Origin of the sequence: Kitasatospora saccharophila, assembly GCF_039529925.1 — a bacterium.
GTDB classification, from domain to species: domain Bacteria; phylum Actinomycetota; class Actinomycetes; order Streptomycetales; family Streptomycetaceae; genus Kitasatospora; species Kitasatospora saccharophila.
Genome location: NZ_BAAANS010000016.1, coordinates 127413 through 145379 on the forward strand (window position 1 = coordinate 127413; position 17967 = coordinate 145379).

19 protein-coding genes and 1 pseudogene are annotated in these 17967 nt (G+C 75.2%); 8 read left to right on the top strand and 12 right to left on the bottom strand.

What is annotated here, in order from left to right:
- Nucleotides 1-54 precede the first annotated feature (54 nt).
- Nucleotides 55-561: a ribosomal maturation YjgA family protein gene (locus tag ABD345_RS14365; protein ID WP_344552429.1), complete on the bottom strand. Its 507-nt coding sequence runs from the start codon at nucleotides 559-561 to the stop codon at nucleotides 55-57.
- Between the two features lie 233 nt (nucleotides 562-794).
- Here ABD345_RS14365 and ABD345_RS14370 point away from each other — a divergent pair, with 233 nt between their 5' ends.
- Nucleotides 795-1046: a hypothetical protein gene (locus ABD345_RS14370; protein WP_344552430.1), complete on the top strand. Its 252-nt coding sequence runs from the start codon at nucleotides 795-797 to the stop codon at nucleotides 1044-1046.
- 92 nt (nucleotides 1047-1138) lie between these two features.
- Nucleotides 1139-2644: a hypothetical protein gene (locus tag ABD345_RS14375; protein ID WP_344552431.1), complete on the top strand. Its 1506-nt coding sequence runs from the start codon at nucleotides 1139-1141 to the stop codon at nucleotides 2642-2644.
- On the opposite strand, the gene ABD345_RS14380 is transcribed toward ABD345_RS14375, so the two are convergent.
- Complete coding sequence (locus ABD345_RS14380) at nucleotides 2583-3773, bottom strand: epoxide hydrolase family protein (protein ID WP_344552432.1); 1191 nt, start codon at nucleotides 3771-3773, stop codon at nucleotides 2583-2585. The two genes, ABD345_RS14375 and ABD345_RS14380, sit on opposite strands and share 62 nt — an antisense overlap.
- A 108-nt stretch (nucleotides 3774-3881) precedes the next feature.
- On the opposite strand from ABD345_RS14380, the gene ABD345_RS14385 reads away from it, so the two are divergent.
- On the top strand, nucleotides 3882-4346 hold the full coding sequence (locus ABD345_RS14385; RefSeq protein WP_344552433.1) for a MarR family winged helix-turn-helix transcriptional regulator: 465 nt from the start codon (nucleotides 3882-3884) through the stop codon (nucleotides 4344-4346).
- 62 nt (nucleotides 4347-4408) lie between these two features.
- Here ABD345_RS14385 and ABD345_RS14390 read toward each other — a convergent pair whose 3' ends face one another.
- The 3 genes from ABD345_RS14390 to ABD345_RS14400 all read right to left on the bottom strand — a co-directional run bounded on the left by ABD345_RS14390 (nucleotide 4409) and on the right by ABD345_RS14400 (nucleotide 8029).
- Nucleotides 4409-5671, bottom strand: coding sequence for a hypothetical protein (locus ABD345_RS14390; protein WP_344552434.1), 1263 nt, complete (start codon nucleotides 5669-5671; stop codon nucleotides 4409-4411).
- Nucleotides 5664-7202, bottom strand: a complete 1539-nt coding sequence (locus ABD345_RS14395) for an alkaline phosphatase D family protein (protein ID WP_344552435.1) — start codon at nucleotides 7200-7202, stop codon at nucleotides 5664-5666. Before ABD345_RS14395 ends, ABD345_RS14390 begins: the two co-directional genes overlap by 8 nt.
- Nucleotides 7203-7351: 149 nt before the next feature.
- The gene (locus ABD345_RS14400; protein WP_344552436.1) at nucleotides 7352-8029 is read right to left on the bottom strand and encodes a macro domain-containing protein; all 678 of its coding nucleotides are present in this window, start codon (nucleotides 8027-8029) and stop codon (nucleotides 7352-7354) included.
- 152 nt (nucleotides 8030-8181) lie between these two features.
- On the opposite strand from ABD345_RS14400, the gene ABD345_RS14405 reads away from it, so the two are divergent.
- Entirely contained in the window at nucleotides 8182-9819 is a 1638-nt protein-coding gene (locus ABD345_RS14405) for an ADP-ribosyltransferase domain-containing protein (RefSeq protein ID WP_344552437.1), read from the top strand.
- Here ABD345_RS14405 and ABD345_RS14410 read toward each other — a convergent pair.
- Complete coding sequence (locus tag ABD345_RS14410; protein ID WP_344552438.1) at nucleotides 9785-10030, bottom strand: hypothetical protein; 246 nt, start codon at nucleotides 10028-10030, stop codon at nucleotides 9785-9787. The two genes, ABD345_RS14405 and ABD345_RS14410, sit on opposite strands and share 35 nt — an antisense overlap.
- 191 nt (nucleotides 10031-10221) lie before the next feature.
- Between ABD345_RS14410 and ABD345_RS14415 the strand changes: the two genes are divergently transcribed.
- A complete protein-coding gene (locus tag ABD345_RS14415; RefSeq protein WP_344552439.1) occupies nucleotides 10222-10998 on the top strand; it encodes a methyltransferase domain-containing protein in 777 nt (258 codons plus the stop codon).
- Here ABD345_RS14415 and ABD345_RS14420 read toward each other — a convergent pair.
- The 4 genes from ABD345_RS14420 to ABD345_RS14435 form a co-directional block, all read right to left on the bottom strand.
- On the bottom strand, nucleotides 10982-12094 hold the full coding sequence (locus ABD345_RS14420) for a serine hydrolase domain-containing protein (protein WP_344552440.1): 1113 nt from the start codon (nucleotides 12092-12094) through the stop codon (nucleotides 10982-10984). The two genes, ABD345_RS14415 and ABD345_RS14420, sit on opposite strands and share 17 nt — an antisense overlap.
- Nucleotides 12095-12507: 413 nt before the next feature.
- Nucleotides 12508-13026: a Clp protease N-terminal domain-containing protein gene (locus ABD345_RS14425; protein ID WP_344552441.1), complete on the bottom strand. Its 519-nt coding sequence runs from the start codon at nucleotides 13024-13026 to the stop codon at nucleotides 12508-12510.
- Entirely contained in the window at nucleotides 13023-13259 is a 237-nt protein-coding gene (locus ABD345_RS14430; protein ID WP_285740591.1) for a hypothetical protein, read from the bottom strand. Before ABD345_RS14430 ends, ABD345_RS14425 begins: the two co-directional genes overlap by 4 nt.
- Nucleotides 13260-13330: 71 nt before the next feature.
- Nucleotides 13331-13816 (bottom strand): DUF6194 family protein, encoded by a 486-nt coding sequence (locus ABD345_RS14435; protein ID WP_344552444.1) that lies wholly within the window; start codon nucleotides 13814-13816, stop codon nucleotides 13331-13333.
- A 62-nt stretch (nucleotides 13817-13878) separates the two neighbouring features.
- Here ABD345_RS14435 and ABD345_RS14440 point away from each other — a divergent pair, with 62 nt between their 5' ends.
- Nucleotides 13879-14604: a MerR family transcriptional regulator gene (locus ABD345_RS14440; RefSeq protein ID WP_344552446.1), complete on the top strand. Its 726-nt coding sequence runs from the start codon at nucleotides 13879-13881 to the stop codon at nucleotides 14602-14604.
- Between the two features lie 89 nt (nucleotides 14605-14693).
- Here the strand turns inward: ABD345_RS14440 and ABD345_RS14445 are convergent, their stop codons facing one another.
- Together ABD345_RS14445 and ABD345_RS14450 are read right to left on the bottom strand one after the other, a co-directional pair.
- Nucleotides 14694-15086 carry a hypothetical protein gene (locus ABD345_RS14445; protein WP_344552448.1) on the bottom strand — a complete coding sequence of 131 codons (393 nt, stop codon included), beginning with the start codon at nucleotides 15084-15086 and terminating at the stop codon, nucleotides 14694-14696.
- A 107-nt stretch (nucleotides 15087-15193) separates the two neighbouring features.
- On the bottom strand, nucleotides 15194-15595 hold the full coding sequence (locus ABD345_RS14450; protein ID WP_344552450.1) for a pyridoxamine 5'-phosphate oxidase family protein: 402 nt from the start codon (nucleotides 15593-15595) through the stop codon (nucleotides 15194-15196).
- Nucleotides 15596-15787: 192 nt separating this feature from the next.
- On the opposite strand from ABD345_RS14450, the gene ABD345_RS14455 reads away from it, so the two are divergent.
- Both ABD345_RS14455 and ABD345_RS14460 read left to right on the top strand, forming a co-directional pair.
- Nucleotides 15788-17227, top strand: a complete 1440-nt coding sequence (locus ABD345_RS14455) for a DUF2252 domain-containing protein (RefSeq protein WP_380271668.1) — start codon at nucleotides 15788-15790, stop codon at nucleotides 17225-17227.
- A 345-nt stretch (nucleotides 17228-17572) separates the two neighbouring features.
- Nucleotides 17573-17967: pseudogene (locus ABD345_RS14460) on the top strand (hypothetical protein); the annotation flags it as partial.

A 17967-nucleotide genomic window follows, 5' to 3' on the forward strand; every position in this document is an offset into this window, starting at 1 on the left:
TCTGTGCGTGGACGCGCGAAGCCTGGCTACTGCTCCCGAATGTCCCAAATGTACCTATTTGACCTCCGGGGCGTCGAACCGCCCGGCCGGATGGCGGTCCCGCTCGCGGGTCCGCCCGCACGCCCGGCGGCGGAGCGCGTGGTGGGCGGCGAGCACCGCCGCCGCGCCGAGGGCGTAGCCGAGCAGGTCGGACGGGTCGAAGGTGGTGCCCAGGACGAGCCGGCCGAGCCGGCTGTGCTCGCCGAGGTCGGCGGGCAGGCCGGTGACCTGGAACAGCTCCACCGCCCAGCTGGCGGCGAGCGCGGTGCCGGCGGCGGTCCACGGGCCGAGCCGGGGCGCGGCGGCCATCAGCACGGTGTGCAACAGCGCGGTGTACAGCGCCCCGCCGAGCAGGGCGGCCGCGCCGTCCGGCACCAGGGCGGGCAGGGCCAGACCGAGCAGCAGCACCGCGCCCGCGGCCGCCAGCCACCCGGCCCGGGCCCGCCGCTCCCCCGGGGTGTCCCCCGAGCCCCGCGAGGGGCGCCGGGCGGCGTCCGGTGCGCCGGGCCGACGGGACGTCACTTCCCTTTCCAGGGGCGTCCGGTGGCCGTCCGGGCGGGGGTGCTGGCGGCGCGGCGGGCGCCGGTCGGTGGTGCGCATCCGCACAGCCCATCACACGGGGCGCGTACGGGTGCCGCCGGGGGCCGGTTCCACCGTGGTGGCATGCGGACCATCGAGTTGACCTGTGATCCGGCGTTCGACCGGGCGGTGCGGACGGTGTGGCGGCAGCCGGCCGACGGTGGGCGGACTCGCTCGTGGACAACCCGCACCCGGGGCACCGCCCGCACCTGACCCTGGCGGTGTGCGGCGCGATCGCCCCGGAGCCCAACCCGCCGTATCCGCCGGGCCGTTGGATGCCGCACCTGGGCCTGACCCGCCGGATGGAGCCGGACGGGCTGGCGCCGGCGCACCGGCTGCTGGGCCGCCGCCCGGACCCAGAGGGGGTGTTCGGCGCGGCGCGCTCCTTCGACGGCGAGAGCCAGTTGACCGATCCGCTCGTTACCTGACGGGTCGTCAACTCGCGTTTATCGAACGTCCATCGCCGTGGGCGAGACTCGGGGACGCCGCACCTGCCGCACCGAGCCGCGAAGGACTCCCCTTGCCCCAGAAGCTCTCCGACCAGCAGAAGCTGGTCGTCCAGGACATGGACGCCAAGATCACCGCCCTGGTCGGCCGACTCACCGCGGCCGACCTGCGGGCGCTACTCGTCGGGGCCGCCCCCGGCGGGCCGGAGGAGGCCGACTTCGGCCGCCGGTTCCGGGCCCTGTCCGGAGAGCTGGCGGCGCTGGGCGACCTGGTCCAGACGGAGGCCGGACTGTCGCCCTCGGTCGGGGCCAACACGTCCATCACCGCGGGGGCGAACCCGCAGCTGCTCCGACTGGAGCTGCGCCCGGAGCTGGTGGAGTCCGTCACGTCCTCGCACCTGAACACCCTGACGGTGCTCCACGAGCTCTCCCACACGCTGCGGGAGGGCGGGGCTTTCCCGGTCAAGGACTACGCGTACCGGTCGGAGTGGGCCTGGGGGTACCTGACGCCCGCGCTGACCGCGGTCAACGCGGACAGCTACGCCGAACTGGCGGCCCGGCTGGCCGAGGGCGCGCTCGGGCGGCCGGGACGCTACGGCAAGCTCGGCCCGCTGCCGGCCCAGCGCGAGCACCTGCGGAGCGTGGCGGGGCGGACCGTCCTCGGGGCGGCGTTGGCCTGGGTCGACCTGGTGCTGAACCGCGCGTGGATCCGCGGCTCCGGCGCGCTCGCGCACGCCGAGGTCGATGTCCCGGACTCCGAACTGGCGGCCCGGCAGAGGGCCTGGTCCGCTGACCCGGACCAGGCCGCCCTGGTGGCCTTCGAGCAGAAGCTGGTGAGCGAGGGCCTGATCGCCGCCAGGTACTCGGGGCTCGGGTCCCACGGGCTGAGCTGGCTCGGGAAGGGGGCGGTGCGCGGGATCTCGGACTGCCTGGAGCGGGCGAAGCAGCTGCTGTCCCGGCTGGAGGTGGTGCCGGTGGCCGCCGACGGCGGGCACGTCTCCTGCGACGCCTCGTCCGGGGCGCTGATGGTGTGGCGCGGCGTGTTCGGGGAGGACGTGCAGCGGCTCGGCGGGCGGATCCTGGAGGCGGTGCTGGCGGCCGTCGCCCCGGCCGGCTTCTACCAGCCGGCCTACGCGTCGCGGCTGCGCGACATCGTCGACTGGCTGGTGGAGAACGACCGCCCGCAGGAACGGCTGGCCCTGCAACCGCTCCTGCGGGCCCTCACCGCGCTGCCCGTCCCGGCCACCACCGCGCAGGACTGGGACGCCCTGGCCCAGGCCCTCCCCCGGGCGATCCTGGCCGACGTCGCCACCCGCTGGCAGCTGGTGGCGACCCACGCCGCCGACACCGCGGCCCTGGCGCCGGAGAAGCGGAAGGCGCTGCAGCACCTGGACACCGTGCTGCGCCGCGACGTCGGCCAGGCGACCGCCGTCTCCCGCCGGCTGACCACCACCAAGGCCGAGGTGGACGCCCTGCTCGCGGCGGTGGACGCGGTCGCCAAGCAGGTGGTGCCGCACTTCAAGGACGAAGCGGCCCGCTACGCGGACCTGCGCCTGGAACTGAGCGTGCTGCGCCGGTAGCGGCGGGCGCCGGGAGGGCGGCCTCCAGAAGGTCGGTCTCGGGGAGGGTGGCCTCCGGGAGGGTGGTGAAGAACTTCCGGACGTCCCCGGCGAGCAGGGCGGGCACCTCCATCGCGGCGAAGTGCCCGCCCCGGTCGAACTCCGACCAGTGCGCGACCCGGTAGCGGCGTTCGACCAGCGGGCGGACGGCCAGGGTGATGTCGTGCGCGAAGACCGCGACGCCGAGCGGGGCGGGGCAGGGGGTGGCGCCGCGCGGGGTCTCCCGGGTGAGGCGGGCGGCGGAGGCGGCGGTGGCGGTCAGCCAGTACAGGGCGACGTTGGTGAGCAGGCGGTCGTCGTCGACGGGGGTGGCCGGGTCGGTCCAGTGCGCGAAGCGTTCGGCGATCCAGGCGAGTTGGCCGACCGGGGAGTCGGTGAGCGCGTACCCGAGCGTCTGCGGGGCGGTGGCCTGGAGGGCCTGGTACGGCGGCCGGTTCGCCTGGAGGGCGCGGACCGTGTCGAGCCGGGCCTCGTCGGCGGCGGACAGTTCGCCGGCCGCCGGGTCGGGCGGCAGCGGCAGGTAGGTGACGTGGACGCCGACCACCCGGTCGGGGGCGTGCGCGGCGAGCGCGGTGGAGATTCCCGCGCCGAAGTCGCCGCCGTGGGCGCCGTAGCGCCGGTAGCCGAGCCGGTCCATCAGTTCGGCCCAGGCGCGGGCGACCCGGGCGACGTCCCAGCCGCGTTCGCGGGTGGGGCCGGAGAAGCCGAAGCCGGGGATGGACGGGACGACCAGGTGGAAGTCGCGGCGCAGCGGTTCGAGGACGTCCAGGAACTCCAGGAAGGAGCCGGGCCAGCCGTGGGTGAGGACCAGCGGGAGGGCGTCGGGGTTCTCGGCGCGCAGGTGCAGGAAGTGGATCCGCTGGCCGTCGATCTCGGTGGTGAAGTGCGGGAGTTGGTTGAGCCGGGCTTCGTGGGCGCGCCAGTCGTGGCGGGTGCGCCAGTGCTCGGCGAGTTCCCGGAGGCGGGCCAGCGGGAAGCCGTAGTCCCAGCCGGCGCCGTCGATCTCGTCGGGCCAGCGGGTGCGGGCGAGGCGGTCGGCGAGGTCGTCGAGGTCGGCTTGCGGGACGTGGATGCGGTAGGGCTCGATCACGGTGTCACCTCGGTGCGGTCGGCGGCGCTTTCGTTAGCGCCATAAACGTTCGCCGCACTAACGAATGTAGACTGTTAGTGGCACTAACGCAACAGTGGAGGACCCCGCATGAGCCCCGCCCCCGACGACGCCACGCCCGAGCGGCTGCGCGCCGTCCCCAGCCGCCTGCTGGCCGGGGCCGCCGCCGCGGCCGACCGGCTGGTGAACGACCGGCTGGCCGCCGAGGACGCCCGCAAGTGGCACTTCGCGGTCCTGGTCGCGCTCGCCGAGACCGGCCCCGCCAGCCAGTCCGAGCTCAGCCGCCGCACCGGCGTCTACCGCAGCGACATGGTCGCCGTCCTGAACGAGCTCGCCGACGCCGGTTTCCTGGTCCGTGACCCCGACCCGGTCGACCGGCGGCGCAACGTCGTCTCCCTCACCCCCGCCGGGCGGGCCCGGCTGCAGCGGCTGGACGCCCTGGTCACCGCCGCCCAGCAGGAACTGCTCGACCCGCTCTCCCCCGCCGAGCGGACCGAGTTCGTCCGCCTGCTCGCCCTGCTGAACGCCCGGCACCGCCCCTCGCCCGAGGGCTGACCCGCCCGCGGAACGCCGCCGGGGCCCCACGGCGGGGGCCCCGGCGGGTGGTCGGGCCGGTGTCACCAGTCCGAGTTGCTCGCCCCCAGGCAGAGCCGGACCTGGTCGAAGCCGTTGCCGTCGGCGTCGTCGGTGTACGCCAGGGTGAGCGTGCCGAACGGGGAGGAAGCCACCGCGAGTTGCTCCTGCCGGCCGGTGGTGGTCTGGCTGACCGACTGGGCCGGGAGCCGGCCCGTGGAGCTGCCGTCGGGGTTCAGGCCCCGGGCCCACACCGCCGGGTCGGTGCCCGCGACGCTCCAGCCGACCACGACTTCGCGCTGGTCGTCGATGCCGATGCCCGGGCTGCCCGCGCCGGTGCCGGCGGAGACCTCGGTCTCGGCCGCGCCGGGGGTGCCGGCCGCGGTGAACGAGCGGGCCCACACGCCGCGGGTGCCGGTGTGGTCGGACTCCCAGGCCACCGCGAAGTCGCCGTTGAAGTCGGCGGCCACCGCCGGGTGCTGCTGCTGCCCGGCGCTGACGCTGTTGGCGCTGCGCCGGGTGAGGGTGACGGCCCCGTTCGCCTTGGCCAGCCCCACCAGACCGATCTGGTAGTAGCCGTTGCCGTCGGTGTCCTCGTCCCAGACCACGACGGCGTTACCCGAGGCGGAGGTCGCCACGTCGGGGTTGTGGTGCGCGCCGCCGGTGGCGTTGACCGTCACCTCGTACGCCTTGGTGGCCGTCCCGGTGTACCCGGCGGCCTTCACGGTGGCCGCCGCGCCGGTCTGGACGTCCTCCCAGACCACGGTGAAGGCGACGGCGGTGGCGCTGCCGGGCGCGCCGTCCGGGTCGACCGCGACGTGCGGGTGGATCTGCTGGCCGTCGGCGTCCGCGTTGGCCCGGCCGGAGCCGAGCAGCGCGCCGGTCGGGGAGAGCACCCGGTAGACGACGTTGTAGTAGCCGTTGCCGTCCGGGTCCTCCGCCCAGACCACGACGGCGTTGCCCCGGTCGTCGAGGCCCACGTCGGGCTGCAGGTGGCGCCAGGCGGTGCCCGCCGTGCCGCCCGCCGAGAGCTTCTGCTCGTAGGCGGAGGTGCCGTTGCGGAACATCCGCACCCACACGTCGGTGTGCGCGTCGTCGGCCGGGTCGGTGGCGTCGCGGTCGTCCTCCCAGACCACCGCGGTGTCGCCGATCCGGTCGGCGGCGACCGCGGAGGTGTCCTGGTCACCGGTGGCGGCGCTGTTGACGGTCGTCCAGGAGGTGGGGCCGGCCGCCGAGGCCGGGCCGACCAGGGCCAGTACGGCGGTGCAGGCGGCGGCGAACGCGCCGAGCACGGAGAGCTTACGCATCGGCCAACCCCGGCTGTCCGTCGTGGATGTGGAAGGTGCGGGCGGTGGTGGCCGCCGCGCCGTGCTCGGTCACCGTCGCCACCGAGCGGAAGTCGGCGGTGATCTGCGCGGGCGTGATCCGGGTGCGGACGTAGCCGCGCCGGTCGGAGTAGAACCGCAGGTGCGGGTTGAGCGCCCCGTTGGGGACCGCCGTGGTGGCGCTGCCGTTGCCGCCGCTGGTGATCGAGGTGCAGACCAGCTCGGAGCCGATGGTGGCCGAGGACGGGTTCGCGTAGTCGGCCTTCAGGTCGTTGCCCCAGGAGGCGTGCACGTCGCCGGTGAGCACCACCGGGTTGCGCACCGCCCGATCGGTGATGCCCTGCTGGATCCGGGCCCGGCTGGCCCGGTAGCCGTCCCAGGCGTCCATGTTCATCGCGCCCGCCGCGTTCACGTTGCGGGCGAAGAACACCTGCTGCCCGATCAGGTCCCAGGTGCTCAGGTGCTGGCCGAGGCCGTCCAGCAGCCACGCCTCCTGGGCGGCGCCGGTGATCGAACGGCTCGTCAGGTCGGCGTCGGCGCAGACCTTCGACCCGTCGCCGCACGCCTGGTCGTCGCGGAACTGGCGGGTGTCGAGCATGTGGAAGGTCGCCAGGGTGCCCCAGCGGACCCGGCGGTAGAGCTGGATGCTGTTCCCGACGGGGGTGGCGGCGGCGCGCAGCGGCATGTTCTCGAAGTACGCCTGGTAGGCGGCGGTGCGCCGGGCCGTCCACTGGGCGGCCGTCAGGACGGGGCTGCTGTCGGCGCGGACCATGTTCGCGTAGTTGTTCTCCACCTCGTGGTCGTCCGGGACCACCAGCCAGGGCGCGATCGCGTGCGCGGCCTGCAGGTCCGGGTCGGTGCGGTAGAGCGCGTAGCGGCGGCGGTAGTCGGCCAGCGAGACGATCTCGCTGCCGAGGTGCTGGCGCACGCCGTTGGTGGTGGCGCCGCCCTCGTAGATGTAGTCGCCCAGGTGCAGGATCAGGTCGGGGCGGTCGTCGGCCATCCGGCGGTACGCCGTGTAGTAGCCGCTCTCGTAGTGGGCGCAGGAGGCGAAGGCCATCGTGAAGTCGCGCCCGACCGAGGTGGGCGCCGGGGCGGTGCGGGTGCGGCCGACCGGGGAGATGAACCCCTGGGCCCGGAACCGGTAGTAGTACTCGGCGTCCGGGGCGAGCCCGCCGGCCAGCACGTGCACCGAGTGGGCCTGGGCGTAGCGGGCGGTGACCGTGCCGGAGCCGACCAGGGTGGCGAAGCTCTCGCTGGTGGACACCTGCCAGTCGACCGCGACGTCGGCGTCGGGCATGCCGCCCTGGCCGTCCGCGTTGGTCGGGGCGGGGGCCAGGCGGGTCCAGAGCACCACGCTGCTGTCGTCCGGGTCACCGGAGGCGACGCCGAGCGTGAACGGGAAGGGGGTGGCGGCGGCCGAGGAGCTGGCCGTGGCACCGAGTTGGAGGGCGGCGGCACCCGCGGTGGTGAGCCCGCCGAGGAGGAAGATGCGGCGACTGAGGTTGCTCATGACCGTTCATGGTCACGGACCCGGGTGAACTCCCGACCCTGCTGCGGGGTCCGTCAAGTGACAGGGCAGCGGCGCGAGTTGACCGGCCAGGCCGGGGCGCCCCGGGCCGGCCGCAGGGCGCTCCGGGTCGGCTGCGGGGCGGCTGCGGGTCAGCGGCGGCGGGTGCCCCGGGCAGTGGCGGGGACGGTGAGGCGGTGCGGGCGGTCGGCGGCGAGGAGGTCGTCGAGCTGGCCGGTGACGGTGGCGCGCAGGTCGTCCGCGTCGGTGAACTCGTGGTCCTCGAACAGGGAGTGGCCCGTCCACATCAGGTTGGCGCAGACCCGGGCCGGGACCTGGCCGGTCTGGGCGCCGAGGCCGACCAGGGCGACCGAGGCGATGCTGCCGGGGGTGGCGGCGTTCTGCCGGTGCACGGCCTGGAAGGCGGCGGCGCAGGCGAGGGCGACGTTCAGGGTCTGGCTGACGTCCTGGGTGGAGGTGCGCATGGTGGGGGTGGAGATCAGGAAGCGGGGCACGGCCGCGCCGGAGGGCACGCAGACGGCGCTGCCGACCTTCAGTTCGCCGCCGTGGCCGTCCCGGATGGCGCGCTGGACGCGCAGTTGGATGCCGGCGCCGAGGTGCCGCTTGATCACCGCGTCGAGGCCGCCGTTCATCAGGCCGCGGGAGTTGGTGGGGGTGACCCAGGCGTCGGCGTCCACGTCGAGGATCGAGCCGGTGCGGATCTCCACGCCCGGGGTGCCGGCGAACGCGGTGCGCCAGGCGGCCACCACGTCGGTGTTGAGGTCGGTCAGCACCACGCGCAGCGGCTTCGGGGCGTGCTTGACGGTCATGCGGGCGAACTCCGTTCGGCCGGGGGCTCGTTGTCGGTTCCGACGCTATCGGTGGGCACCGACAGGGCCGGGCCGGCGGTCTGTCGGCGGCGTGGCCTAGCGTGATCTTCGATCGCACCGCCTCCCCTCCCCTCTCCCGGTTGGAGTCCGCCATGTCCGAGCCCACCCCGTCCGCCGCCGACCCGAACGACCCGCTGGCGCTCGCCGAGCTGTTCGCGGGCGGCGGCGAGGAGTGGTTCCCGGTGCTGAAGCGGTCGATCGAGCTGCACCGGGACGCGGCCTCGTTCATCGGGCCGAACCGTCCTCAGGACGTGGTGCCGGTGAGGGAGTTGACCTTCCAAGCACTGAAGCCGAACCCGCCGGGCAAGTGGAAGGTGGTGGTGTTCGGGCAGAACCCGTACCCGCGGCCGGAGAGCGCGACCGGCATCGCGATGTTCGACAACACCTTCCAGAACTGGGCGGACAGCCAGTTCGGCCGGGTGGTGAGCATCCGCTGCATCATCAAGGCGGCGGCGATGTGGAAGTACGGCGTCCCGAAGAAGACGCCGATCGCCGACCTGCGGGCGCTGCTGGCGCAGCACGGCACCGTGCAGCCGCCGGAGTGGTTCCAGGCGATGCTGACCCAGGGCGTGCTGCTGCTGAACGCGGCGCTGACGGCGAGCAGTGACGGTTCGACCTCCCCCGCGGCGCACACCAAGTTCTGGAAGCCGGTGGCGACGACGATCGTGGAGGAGATCCTGCGGGCCAAGCAGGAGGGCCCGGAGGAGGACCGCGGGGTGGTGTTCGCCTGGTGGGGGACGCACGCGCGGGCGCTGAAGCAGTCGGTGGAGTGGATCGCCCGGCGCTACCCGGACGTGCGGGTGCGGCACATCGACCACCCGAACCCGGCGGCGCAGGGTGACGTCTTCTGCGACGGCGAGCACTTCGCCCGGGTGAACGCGGCCCTGGAGGGCCTGGGCGCGGATCCGGTGGACTGGCTGCCCAGCGCGGGCTGGCAGGCCGCGGCGGCGGCCGAGGGCCGCACCGACGAGGGGACGGCCTCCCGGATGGGGGCGTTCATCGCCTCCACCATGGAGCAGCACCAGCTGTACCTGGAGCGGCTCGCCTCGGTGAAGGACGAGGGGCTCGAACTGCCGCCCGTCACGGGCGTGTTCGACCTGGAACGGCTGGGCTTCCGGGAGGCGGTGGAGCCGGTCGCGGCGCTGCTGCGCGGCCTGGAGCGGCACGTGGGTTCGGCGCACGAGTTCGGCAAGCGGCACGCGGACGCCGCGGCGGGCTCCGCGACGGGCTCTACGGCGGGCGGGCTGGACGCGGAGGCGGTCGCGGCGCTGCACCTGTACACCTGCGAGTCGGCGTTCTACCGCGAGCTGAACGCGGCCCTGCGCCACCCGGACCGGGCCCGGCTGACCCCGTACCTGCCGTACCTGCGGCTGCTGTTCGACGCGGTGGGCCGGCTGCCGGTCCGCCCGGAGCCGCTGTGGCGCGGCGTCGCGCTGGACCTGCGGGCGCAGTACCCGCTGGGCCGGACGGTGACCTGGTGGGGCGTCTCCTCGTGCACCTCGCGCCCGGCGGTGGCCCGCTCGTTCCTGGGCAGCCGCGGCAAGCGCACCCTGTTCGAGGTGCGCCCGGCCCGGGCGGTGGGGATCCGGCAGTTCTCGGCGTTCACCGAGGAGGAGGAGTACATCCTGCTGCCGGGAACCCAGTTGACGGTGACGGACGTGGTCGCGGAGCGCGGCGGGCTGTGCACGGTGACGCTCACCGAGTCGGCGGACGGGCCGCTGGTGTCCTGAGGCCGGACACGCCGCCGCGCCCGGCCGGGCCGCGCAGCGGCGGGTTGCTGGTGGCGAGCAAGTAGCCGCGACCGGCCTCGTCGACGTGGCGGCGGCCGTCGTCACCGGGGCTCCTGCCCGTCCGGGTGTTCATCGCGTGGGCGACCGCGGCCTCGCGGTACTGTGCGGGCGGCGTCGGGGGCAGGACGACGAGCATGTCGTACGAGGACACCGGGTTCTCCTCTCCGTTCGTCGGCGGAGTACGTCCTGGCGGACGGGGGCGCACCGTCGCACCCGGGTTTCCGGGCCGGCTCCCCGCGCCGGGCGGGGGTGCGCTCCTCGTGACGGCGTACGCCCCTTGCCCTGGCCCCGGTCCGCGGGGGGATCTTCCCTGACGGGGGTTGGTTTGGTTGACTTCCCGTCATGACCTCCCGTGTGTTCGAGTCCGTGCCGCCCGATCCGATCGCCTACCTGGACCGGCTGGCCGTCTCCGAACTCGGCCGGGAGTACAAGTCGGTGATGCTGGCGGCACTGGCGGTCGGACGCGGACAAACCCTGGTCGACCTGGGCTGCGGCCCTGGCGCCGACCTGTCGGCGCTGGCCGAGGCGGTCGGCCCGACCGGCACCGTGCTGGGCGTGGACCACGACCGGGAGGCGGTGGACACCGCCGCCGAGCGGACCGGGCACCTGCTGCAGGTCGACGTCCGGCTGGGCGACCTGCACGAACTGCCGCTGGCGGACGGGAGTTGCGACCGGGCCCGGACGGACCGGGTGCTGCAGCACGTGGCCGATCCGGCGCTGGCGCTGCGCGAGGCCCGCCGGGTGCTGCGGCCGGGCGGGCTGCTGGTGCTGGGCGAGCCGGACTGGGGGACGCTGACCGTCGACCACCCGGACGCCGCACTGACCGCCGCGTACACCCGGTACGTCACCGACCAGGCGGTGCGCAACGCCCGGATCGGCAGCCAACTCCCGCGGCTGGCCGCCGAGTCCGGGCTGGACGTGGTGGAGGTGCGGCCGCTCACCCCGGTGTTCCGCGAGGTGTCGGCCGCCGACCGGGTGCTGGGCCTGCAGCGGGTCACCCGACGGGCGGTGGCGGCGGGCTACTTCACGGACGAGGACGCGGACCGCTGGCTGACCCACCTGGCGACCGGGCACTTCCTGGCCACCGTCACCTTCCACGTGGTCACGGCCCGGGCCTGAGCGTCCCGTCCGTCGGCTCCGGGGAGAAGGCGAGGGCGAGCAGGTCGGTGAAGACGCCGATCGGGTCGTCCCAGCCGCTCGCCGGATCGGTCCAGTCGCCGTTGGTGTTGACGGTGAGCCGGCGGCCGCCGTCGGCGCTGGCGAAGGCGTACGTCCAGGAGCCGAAGGTGGCGCCGCCCATCCCCCAGAGGGTCCCGGCGCCGCCGGGCGGGGTGAGGGCGCAGATGCCGAGGCCGTAGGCGGCGCCGGGGAGCCAGTCGCGGGTGGGGACGGTGGTGAGCAGCTGCGCCTGCTGGGCGGGCGGCAGCAGGCGTCCGGTCAGCAGGGCGGCGAGGAAGCGGTTCAGGTCGGCGGCGGTGGAGACCAGGTCGCCGGAGGCCCAGAACGGCGCGGGGTCGAGTTCGGTGGCGTCCAGCACGGGCGCGCCGGGGTCGGTGCGGAAGAGCCTGGTGTAGTGGCGGGCGTGCGGGGCGGGCAGGCCGTGCTCGTCGGCGGCGGGCAGGCGGGTGCCGGTCAGGCCGAGCGGACGGCTGATCCGCCGGTCGATCTCGGCGGCCAGGGTGCGGCCGGTGACCCGCTCGACCAGCAGCCCGGCCAGGACGTAGTTGGTGTTGGAGTAGGCCCAGCCGGTGCCCGGGGCGAACGCGAACGGGCGTTCGGCGGCGACCCGCAGCAGCGTCCCGGGCGGGTGGGTGGCGTACCGCTCCAGGGCAGCCGGGTCGTCGGTGTGGCTGGGGACGCCGCTGGTGTGGTCGAGCAGCATCCGGACGGTCGCCCCGGCGGCCAGTTCGGCTTCGGGGAGCGGCAGTTGGTCGGTCAGCTGGTCGTCCAGGCCGATCCGCCCCTCGGCGGCGAGCTGGAGGACGACGGTGGCGGTGAAGGTCTTGGTGATGCTGCCGACCCGGAACCTGTCCTGCGGGGTGCGCCCCCGTCCGGTCGCGGTGTCGGCCGCCCCGGCGGTGGCGCGCCAGCACTCGGGACCGTCGTGGAGTTCGACCAGGATGCCGGGGATCCCGCCCTCGGTGACAGCCCGTTCGAGCAGCCGCCGGACCTCCGTCCGATCGGCACCCCCGGCACCGGTGTCCTGTCGTGGCACGGCAGTTGGCCCCCTTCTCTTCTCTGTTCTCGGCCGGCCCGTCGGCGGCCGGTCGGCCCGGTCGTCGGTCGCTTCGATCATCGACCGGCTCGGCGGTTGGCAGGATCGGCGGTTGGCCGGCTCGGTCATCAGCCGACTCGGCAGTCGACCGGCTCGGCGGTTGGCCGGCCGGGTAGTCGGCCAGCTCGACTGACGGCAGGTCCGGTGACCGGCAGAACCGGTCATCAGCCGACTCGCCCTCAGCCGCTTTGGCCATCAGCGGGTTCTCCAGTTGGCCGGCTCGGTAGTCGGTCGGCCCGACCGACGGCAGAACCGGTCATCAGCCGACTCGGTCGTCGTCCCGTTCTACTGGTTGGCCGGCTCGGTAGTCGGTCGGCCCGACCGACGGCAGGTCCGGTGGTCGGCAGGACCGGTCATCGGTCGGGTGAGCCGTCGGTGGCCCGGCGGTCGATCGCGGCCTGCGCCCGCTGGGCGAGCTCGGCGCGGTCGATGCCGGACAGGGCCAGCGCCCTGGGCACGGTGCCGACCTCGGCGCGCAGGATGCCGAGCAGCAGGTGGGCGGGGGTGAGGTCCTTCTTGCGGGCGGTGGTGAAGCCGCGTTCCATGGCGAGCTTGCTGGAGGCCCCCAGCCGGGGCCGCTCACCGCTCGGCGTGGGGGCGGGCAGGCCGTGGGCGTCCGGGCTGACGCCGACCGTCCGCAGGCTGTGCCCGAACTCCCGGTCCAGCGCGGCCCGCACGGTGTCCCGGTCGAGCCCGGCGGCGGCCAGCAGCCGGGCGGCGGCGTCGGGCTGCCGGTCGGGATGCTGCCGGTCGGGGGCGGCGGCCAGGGCGAGCAGCAGGTGGTGCGCGTCGGTACTGGCCGACCCGTCCAGCCTGGCCTCGTCGCCGGCCCGGAGCAGGACCGCGTGCAGGTAGTGGTCGAACGCGCTCATTCGCCGCGCCTCCTCAGCGTGACGCCCCCGGCGATCAGCCGCTTGGCGTGCTTCTTGTGGACGGCCTGCCGGGTGACGCCGAGCGCCTCGGAGACCTGCGGCCAGCTCCAGCCCGCCCGCATGGCCTGTTCGACGGCGGCGTCCTCCAGTCGGTCGGCGAGCCGTCGCAGGGCGGCGACGGCGGCCAGGGCGTCGGCCGGGTCGGCGGGGAGGGGGGTGTCATCCAGCGGCATGGGAGCAACATAGGTTGACTACGCTGTCACAGTCAACCCCAGTTGCTCCCACTCCTACCGCCGACCCGCCGTCACTCCCCCGGCCGGGCCCGCCGCTCGTGCCGGGCACGAGCCAACCGGTGTGCGGTGCACAGGAGTTCGCGGACGGCACCGGCGGTGCGCCCGGCCGGGTTCACCACGGCCAGCCATCCGGCGGCGGCGTAGCCGGGGTGGGCGATCACGGTGTCGTCGAGGTCGTCGGAGTCGTCGATGTTCTCGGTGCCGTCGGTGCCGGGGGCCGGAGCCGGGCCGGTCCGGCGGGCGAGTTCTTCCTTCCCGGCGGCGATGTTGACCCGGTAGGCGCCGGGCCGGTCCAGGCGGGAGGCCGTGTCGTCGGGGTGGTCCTTGGTGACGACCGTCGCGAACGGCTGGCCGGTCCTCGGGAGGGTGCCGTCGGGCGCGTAGTAGAAGAAGGCATCGCCCCAGCTGATCTCCGGGGTGCCGTCGCCGGGGGCGGGGCGCAGGGTCAGGACGCCGTCGAGGCCGGCCGTGAAGTCGATGATCTCGTCCATGGTCATGTGCTCTAGCGTGGCATTCACGTACTTGTGGAGACTTCGGCGGTCGAAAGGCGGGAATCCGGGTGCAAAGTCTCAACTCGGGGGTGCTGCGGACGGTGGACGTGGCGCGGCGCGCCGGGTGCTCGGTGCAGCTGGTCCGCAACCTGGAGCGGGACGGGGTGCTGCCGCCCGCCGACCGCACCCCGGCCGGGTACCGGGTCCACACGGAGGTGCACCTGCACTCCGCGCTGGCCTACCGGGCGCTGGCGGCGGGTGCGGGCCCGGCCGAGGCCGGGCGGATCGTCCGGGCCTTCCACCGGCCGCCCCGGGCGGAGGCGCTGGCGCTGCTGGACGCGGCGCACGCCCGGCTGGACGCGGAGCGGACCCGGCTGCGGCTGGCCCGGGAGGCGGCGGGGGCGATCGTCGGGGAGCCGATCGGCGAGGTGCGCGCCTCGGACGCGATGGGCGTCTCGGAGTTGGCCGCCGCCCTGGGCGTGCGCCCCTCCGCGCTGCGGCACTGGGACGCGGAGGGGCTGGTCGTTCCCGACCGCGATCCGGTGCGGGGCACCCGGCGCTACTCCCCGGCCCAGGTCCGCGACGCCCGGATCGTCCACCAACTGCGCCTGGCCGGGCACCGGATCGGGCCGCTGCGGGCCCTGCTGCCCGAACTGCGCGGCGCCCGTGGCCCGGTGGCGGTCACGGCTGCGCTGGCGGCCCGGGACGAGGGGCTGACCGCCCGTTCGCTGGCCCTGCTGGAGGGGGCCGCCGCGCTCGGTGCCCTGCTGGCCTGCGCCCGGGCCGGGGGCTGAGCCGGGACCGGGCCGGGACTGAGCCGGCGGGGCACGACCGGGCCGGACCCGGCCGGATGCGGCCGGATGCGGCGGGGCCCGGCGGGGCGTCAGGTGCCGTCGGCGGCCTCGATCTGCCGGATCAGGCGTTTGAGCTGGGCGACCTGCTCGCGCAGGGCGTGTTCGCCGGCCGGGGTGAGGGTGATCCAGGGGCGGGGGCGGCGGATGGCGAGGCCGGACAGCAGGGCGCCGGCGAGCAGGTAGAGCGCGGGGATGCCGTGCCGGACGACGGCGGGCCAGGGCCCGTGGCCGTGGCCGTGGCCCCACCAGCTGATGACGGCGGGGACGAGCTCGACCAGCGGGTAGCCGAGGGCGAACAGTGCCAGTGCCCGGCCGCGTTCGATCCGGGCCAGTACCAGCAGCAGGGTGCCGCGCGCGTTCGCGGCCAGGTGCAGGCCCAGAAGTCGAGGTCGGCGCCGGGGGCGGGCTGGCTGGCGCCCCACCAGGTGGTGACGGCGACGGCACCCGCCCCTTCGGATCTCACTGACCTGCTGTTCCCCGTCGCTATTTCTTGCCGCTGTTCCCTGCCGCTGCTTCCTCCGGCGTCCGGTCAGGCCCGGCCGAGCGCGCGGTCGACGGCGATCTCGATCACCACCCGCCCGGGGTTCTCCCGGGGCTGCCGGTAGCGCTCGGCGTAGCGGCGTTCGGCGTCGGCGACGGACTCCGCGTCCCGCCGGATCACGGCCCGGCCCTCCAGGGTGGCCCAGCGGGCCCGGTCGACCTGGCAGAGCGCGACCCGCTGCCCGGCCTCGCCGGCGGCGAGCACGTTGCGGACCTTGCGGCTCCCCCCGTCGCTGATCACCCGCGCGGTGCCGGTGTCCGGGTCGAAGGTCGCCCCGACCGGAACGACGTGCGGGGTGCCGTCGGGGCGCAGCGTGGTGAGGGTGCACAGCTGGTACTCGCGCCAGAAGGCGAGGTAGGCCGGGTCGAGGTTGCGGATGTCGTGTGCCATGGTCCGCATGCTAGTGGGACCGGTGGGCGGACCCGGGCGCGGTGGCGGTGGGGCGGAGCGGTAGCGTCGCCGCTGGTGGGGGCGGTCCCCGCCGTGGGCGGAGGGGATTTTCGGGTGTCGGCGGTCGAGGCGTGGGCGGAGGGTCCGGAGGCGGCGGACGCACAGGGGCGTTGGCTGTCAAGGGAGTTCGCGGTGGACGGGTTCGCGGGGGACGCCTCGGCGGTGCCGGCCCGTCCGTCGGCGGCGCTGCTGGAACTGACCGGGCTCTCGCTCGCGGACGGCCCGAAGCGGCGCGGCAAGCTGCTGCGCGAACGGGTGCCGCTGGAGTCGCACGGGCGGCTGGTGCTCTCGGCGTCCCGCCCCGAGGTGGTCGCGGCGGTGGAGTCGGCGAACGTGGGCCGGCTGCCGCACCTGGTGCCGCTGCGGGTCGGGCGGATGGCGGCCTCGCCGTTCGCCTTCCTGCGCGGTTCGGCGGGCCTGATGGCGCACGACCTGGCGACCACCCCGGTGAGCGGGATCGCCGCGCAGCTGTGCGGGGACGCGCACGCCGCCAACTTCGGCCTGTACGGGGACGCCAGGGGTCGGCTGGCGCTGGACCTGAACGACTTCGACGAGACGGTGTCGGGCCCGTGGGAGTGGGACCTGAAGCGGTTGGCGGCCAGCCTGGTGCTGGCCGGGCGGCAGGCGGGCGCGGACGAAGTCGCCTGCCGGCAGGCGGCGTTCGACGCGGCGGCGACCTACCGGCGGACGGTGCGGCAGCTGGCGAAGCTCCCGGCGCTGGACGCCTGGAACGCCTGGGACGCCATCGCGGAGCACCAGTTGGTGGAGTTCGCGGGCGCGCACGAGTTGAGCGGGCTGCTGGCGGCGGTCTCGGCGAAGGCGCTGCGCAACACCGGGGCGAAGTTCGCGGCGCGCTCCACCGTCCGCACCGAGGACGGGGGTTGGCGGTTCGTCGCGGCCCCGCCGGTGCTCAGTGAGGTGACGGACCGTCAGGCCGAGCTGGTGGCGGGCTCGTTGGCGTTCTACCGGCACACCGTCCCGGCGGAGCTGCACCCGCTGCTGGCCCGGTTCCGGGTGCAGGACGTGGCGTTCCGGGTGGTGGGCACCGGCAGTGTCGGCACCCGTTCGTACGTGGTGCTGCTGACCGACCGGCGGGGCGGGCCGCTGGTGCTGCAGGTGAAGGAGGCCCGGGAGTCGGTGCTGCTGCCGCACCTGGTGCGGGCCGGGTTCCCGGTGCCGGACGGGGGCGGGCACGAGGGGCGCCGGGTGGTGCTCGGGCAGAAGCGCATGCAGGTGGTGTCGGACCCGCTGATGGGCTGGACCAGCGTCGCCGGACTCCCTTACCAGGTACGGCAGTTCCGCAACCGCAAGGGCAGCGTCGACCCGGCGGCGCTGTCCCCCGCCCAGCTGGACGACTACGGCCGGCTGACCGGCGCACTGCTGGCCCGCGCGCACGCCCACACCGCGGACGCGGCGCTGGTCGCCGGCTACTGCGGCCGGGACGACCGGCTTGAGGACGCGGTGGCCCGGTTCGCGGTCGCCTACGCCGACCAGTCGGAGGCCGACCACGCGGCACTGCTCGCCGCGGTCCGCACCGGCCGGCTCGCCGCGGAGCCCGCGCCGGGCGCCTGAACCGGCCGGCCGGGGCGCCCTCCGCGATCCACGCTCGCTCGTGCCCGCGTGCCGTGAGAGCTCTCCTCCGAGGGGTGGGGGTGGAGGGGCGCGGGGGGATCCGGGCCGCCGCCCTTCGACCGGCCCCCGCAGGACTCCCGCGAAGCCCCGCGCCACACCGCCCGACTTCCGCCCGATCTCCAGACGATCTCCGGACGACCTCCGTGCGGCCCGCTGCGAACGATCCGAGCCGGGCGCAACCGCTCGGGTTGCGGTTCCGTCTCCATTCCCGCAGGCCGGTGCGGGTGGTGGCCGGGGGCTGCCACATTGGTGGCCGAACTCAACGGCTCGGACAGGAGATTGACGATGGTTTCGGGGGACGGGGCCGTGTCGGCCGACATCGTGGTCGGTGCGCTGCTGCGGCAGGACGGGGCCACGGCCCTGGACCCGGAGGCGGTGGCCCGGGTGCGCCACGAACTGCAGCGCCTGCCGCGCTGGCAGCAGGCGCTGGAGGCCGCCGAGGCCGCACCGCAGGACGCCGCGGCCCGGGCCGCGCTCACCGGGGCCGTGGACGAGGTGCTCGGCTTCAACTCGGCGCTGGAGCACTCGCTCCGCACGGGCGCCGCCGGGGCCGGAGCCGACGCGGCGGTCGGGGCCGGAACCGGGGCCGGAGCCGGAACCGGGGCCGCCGAACCGGCCGGGGCCGCGGTCTCCTTCGCGAAGGCCGGCGCGCCCCCCGCCCCGCCGGCCCCGGCCGGGGC

Excerpts from the sequence above, each read along its gene's own strand:
- ABD345_RS14390 (WP_344552434.1), bottom strand. The coding sequence starts at position 5,671 with ATGCGTAAGCTCTCCGTGCTCGGCGCGTTCGCCGCCGCCTGCACCGCC.
- ABD345_RS14425 (WP_344552441.1), bottom strand. The coding sequence starts at position 13,026 with ATGAGCGCGTTCGACCACTACCTGCACGCGGTCCTGCTCCGGGCCGGC.
- ABD345_RS14430 (WP_285740591.1), bottom strand. The coding sequence starts at position 13,259 with ATGCCGCTGGATGACACCCCCCTCCCCGCCGACCCGGCCGACGCCCTG.
- ABD345_RS14395 (WP_344552435.1), bottom strand. The coding sequence starts at position 7,202 with ATGAGCAACCTCAGTCGCCGCATCTTCCTCCTCGGCGGGCTCACCACC.
- ABD345_RS14405 (WP_344552437.1), top strand. The coding sequence starts at position 8,182 with ATGTCCGAGCCCACCCCGTCCGCCGCCGACCCGAACGACCCGCTGGCG.
- ABD345_RS14385 (WP_344552433.1), top strand. The coding sequence starts at position 3,882 with ATGAGCCCCGCCCCCGACGACGCCACGCCCGAGCGGCTGCGCGCCGTC.
- ABD345_RS14435 (WP_344552444.1), bottom strand. The coding sequence starts at position 13,816 with ATGACCATGGACGAGATCATCGACTTCACGGCCGGCCTCGACGGCGTC.
- ABD345_RS14450 (WP_344552450.1), bottom strand. The coding sequence starts at position 15,595 with ATGGCACACGACATCCGCAACCTCGACCCGGCCTACCTCGCCTTCTGG.
- ABD345_RS14415 (WP_344552439.1), top strand. The coding sequence starts at position 10,222 with ATGACCTCCCGTGTGTTCGAGTCCGTGCCGCCCGATCCGATCGCCTAC.
- ABD345_RS14400 (WP_344552436.1), bottom strand. The coding sequence starts at position 8,029 with ATGACCGTCAAGCACGCCCCGAAGCCGCTGCGCGTGGTGCTGACCGAC.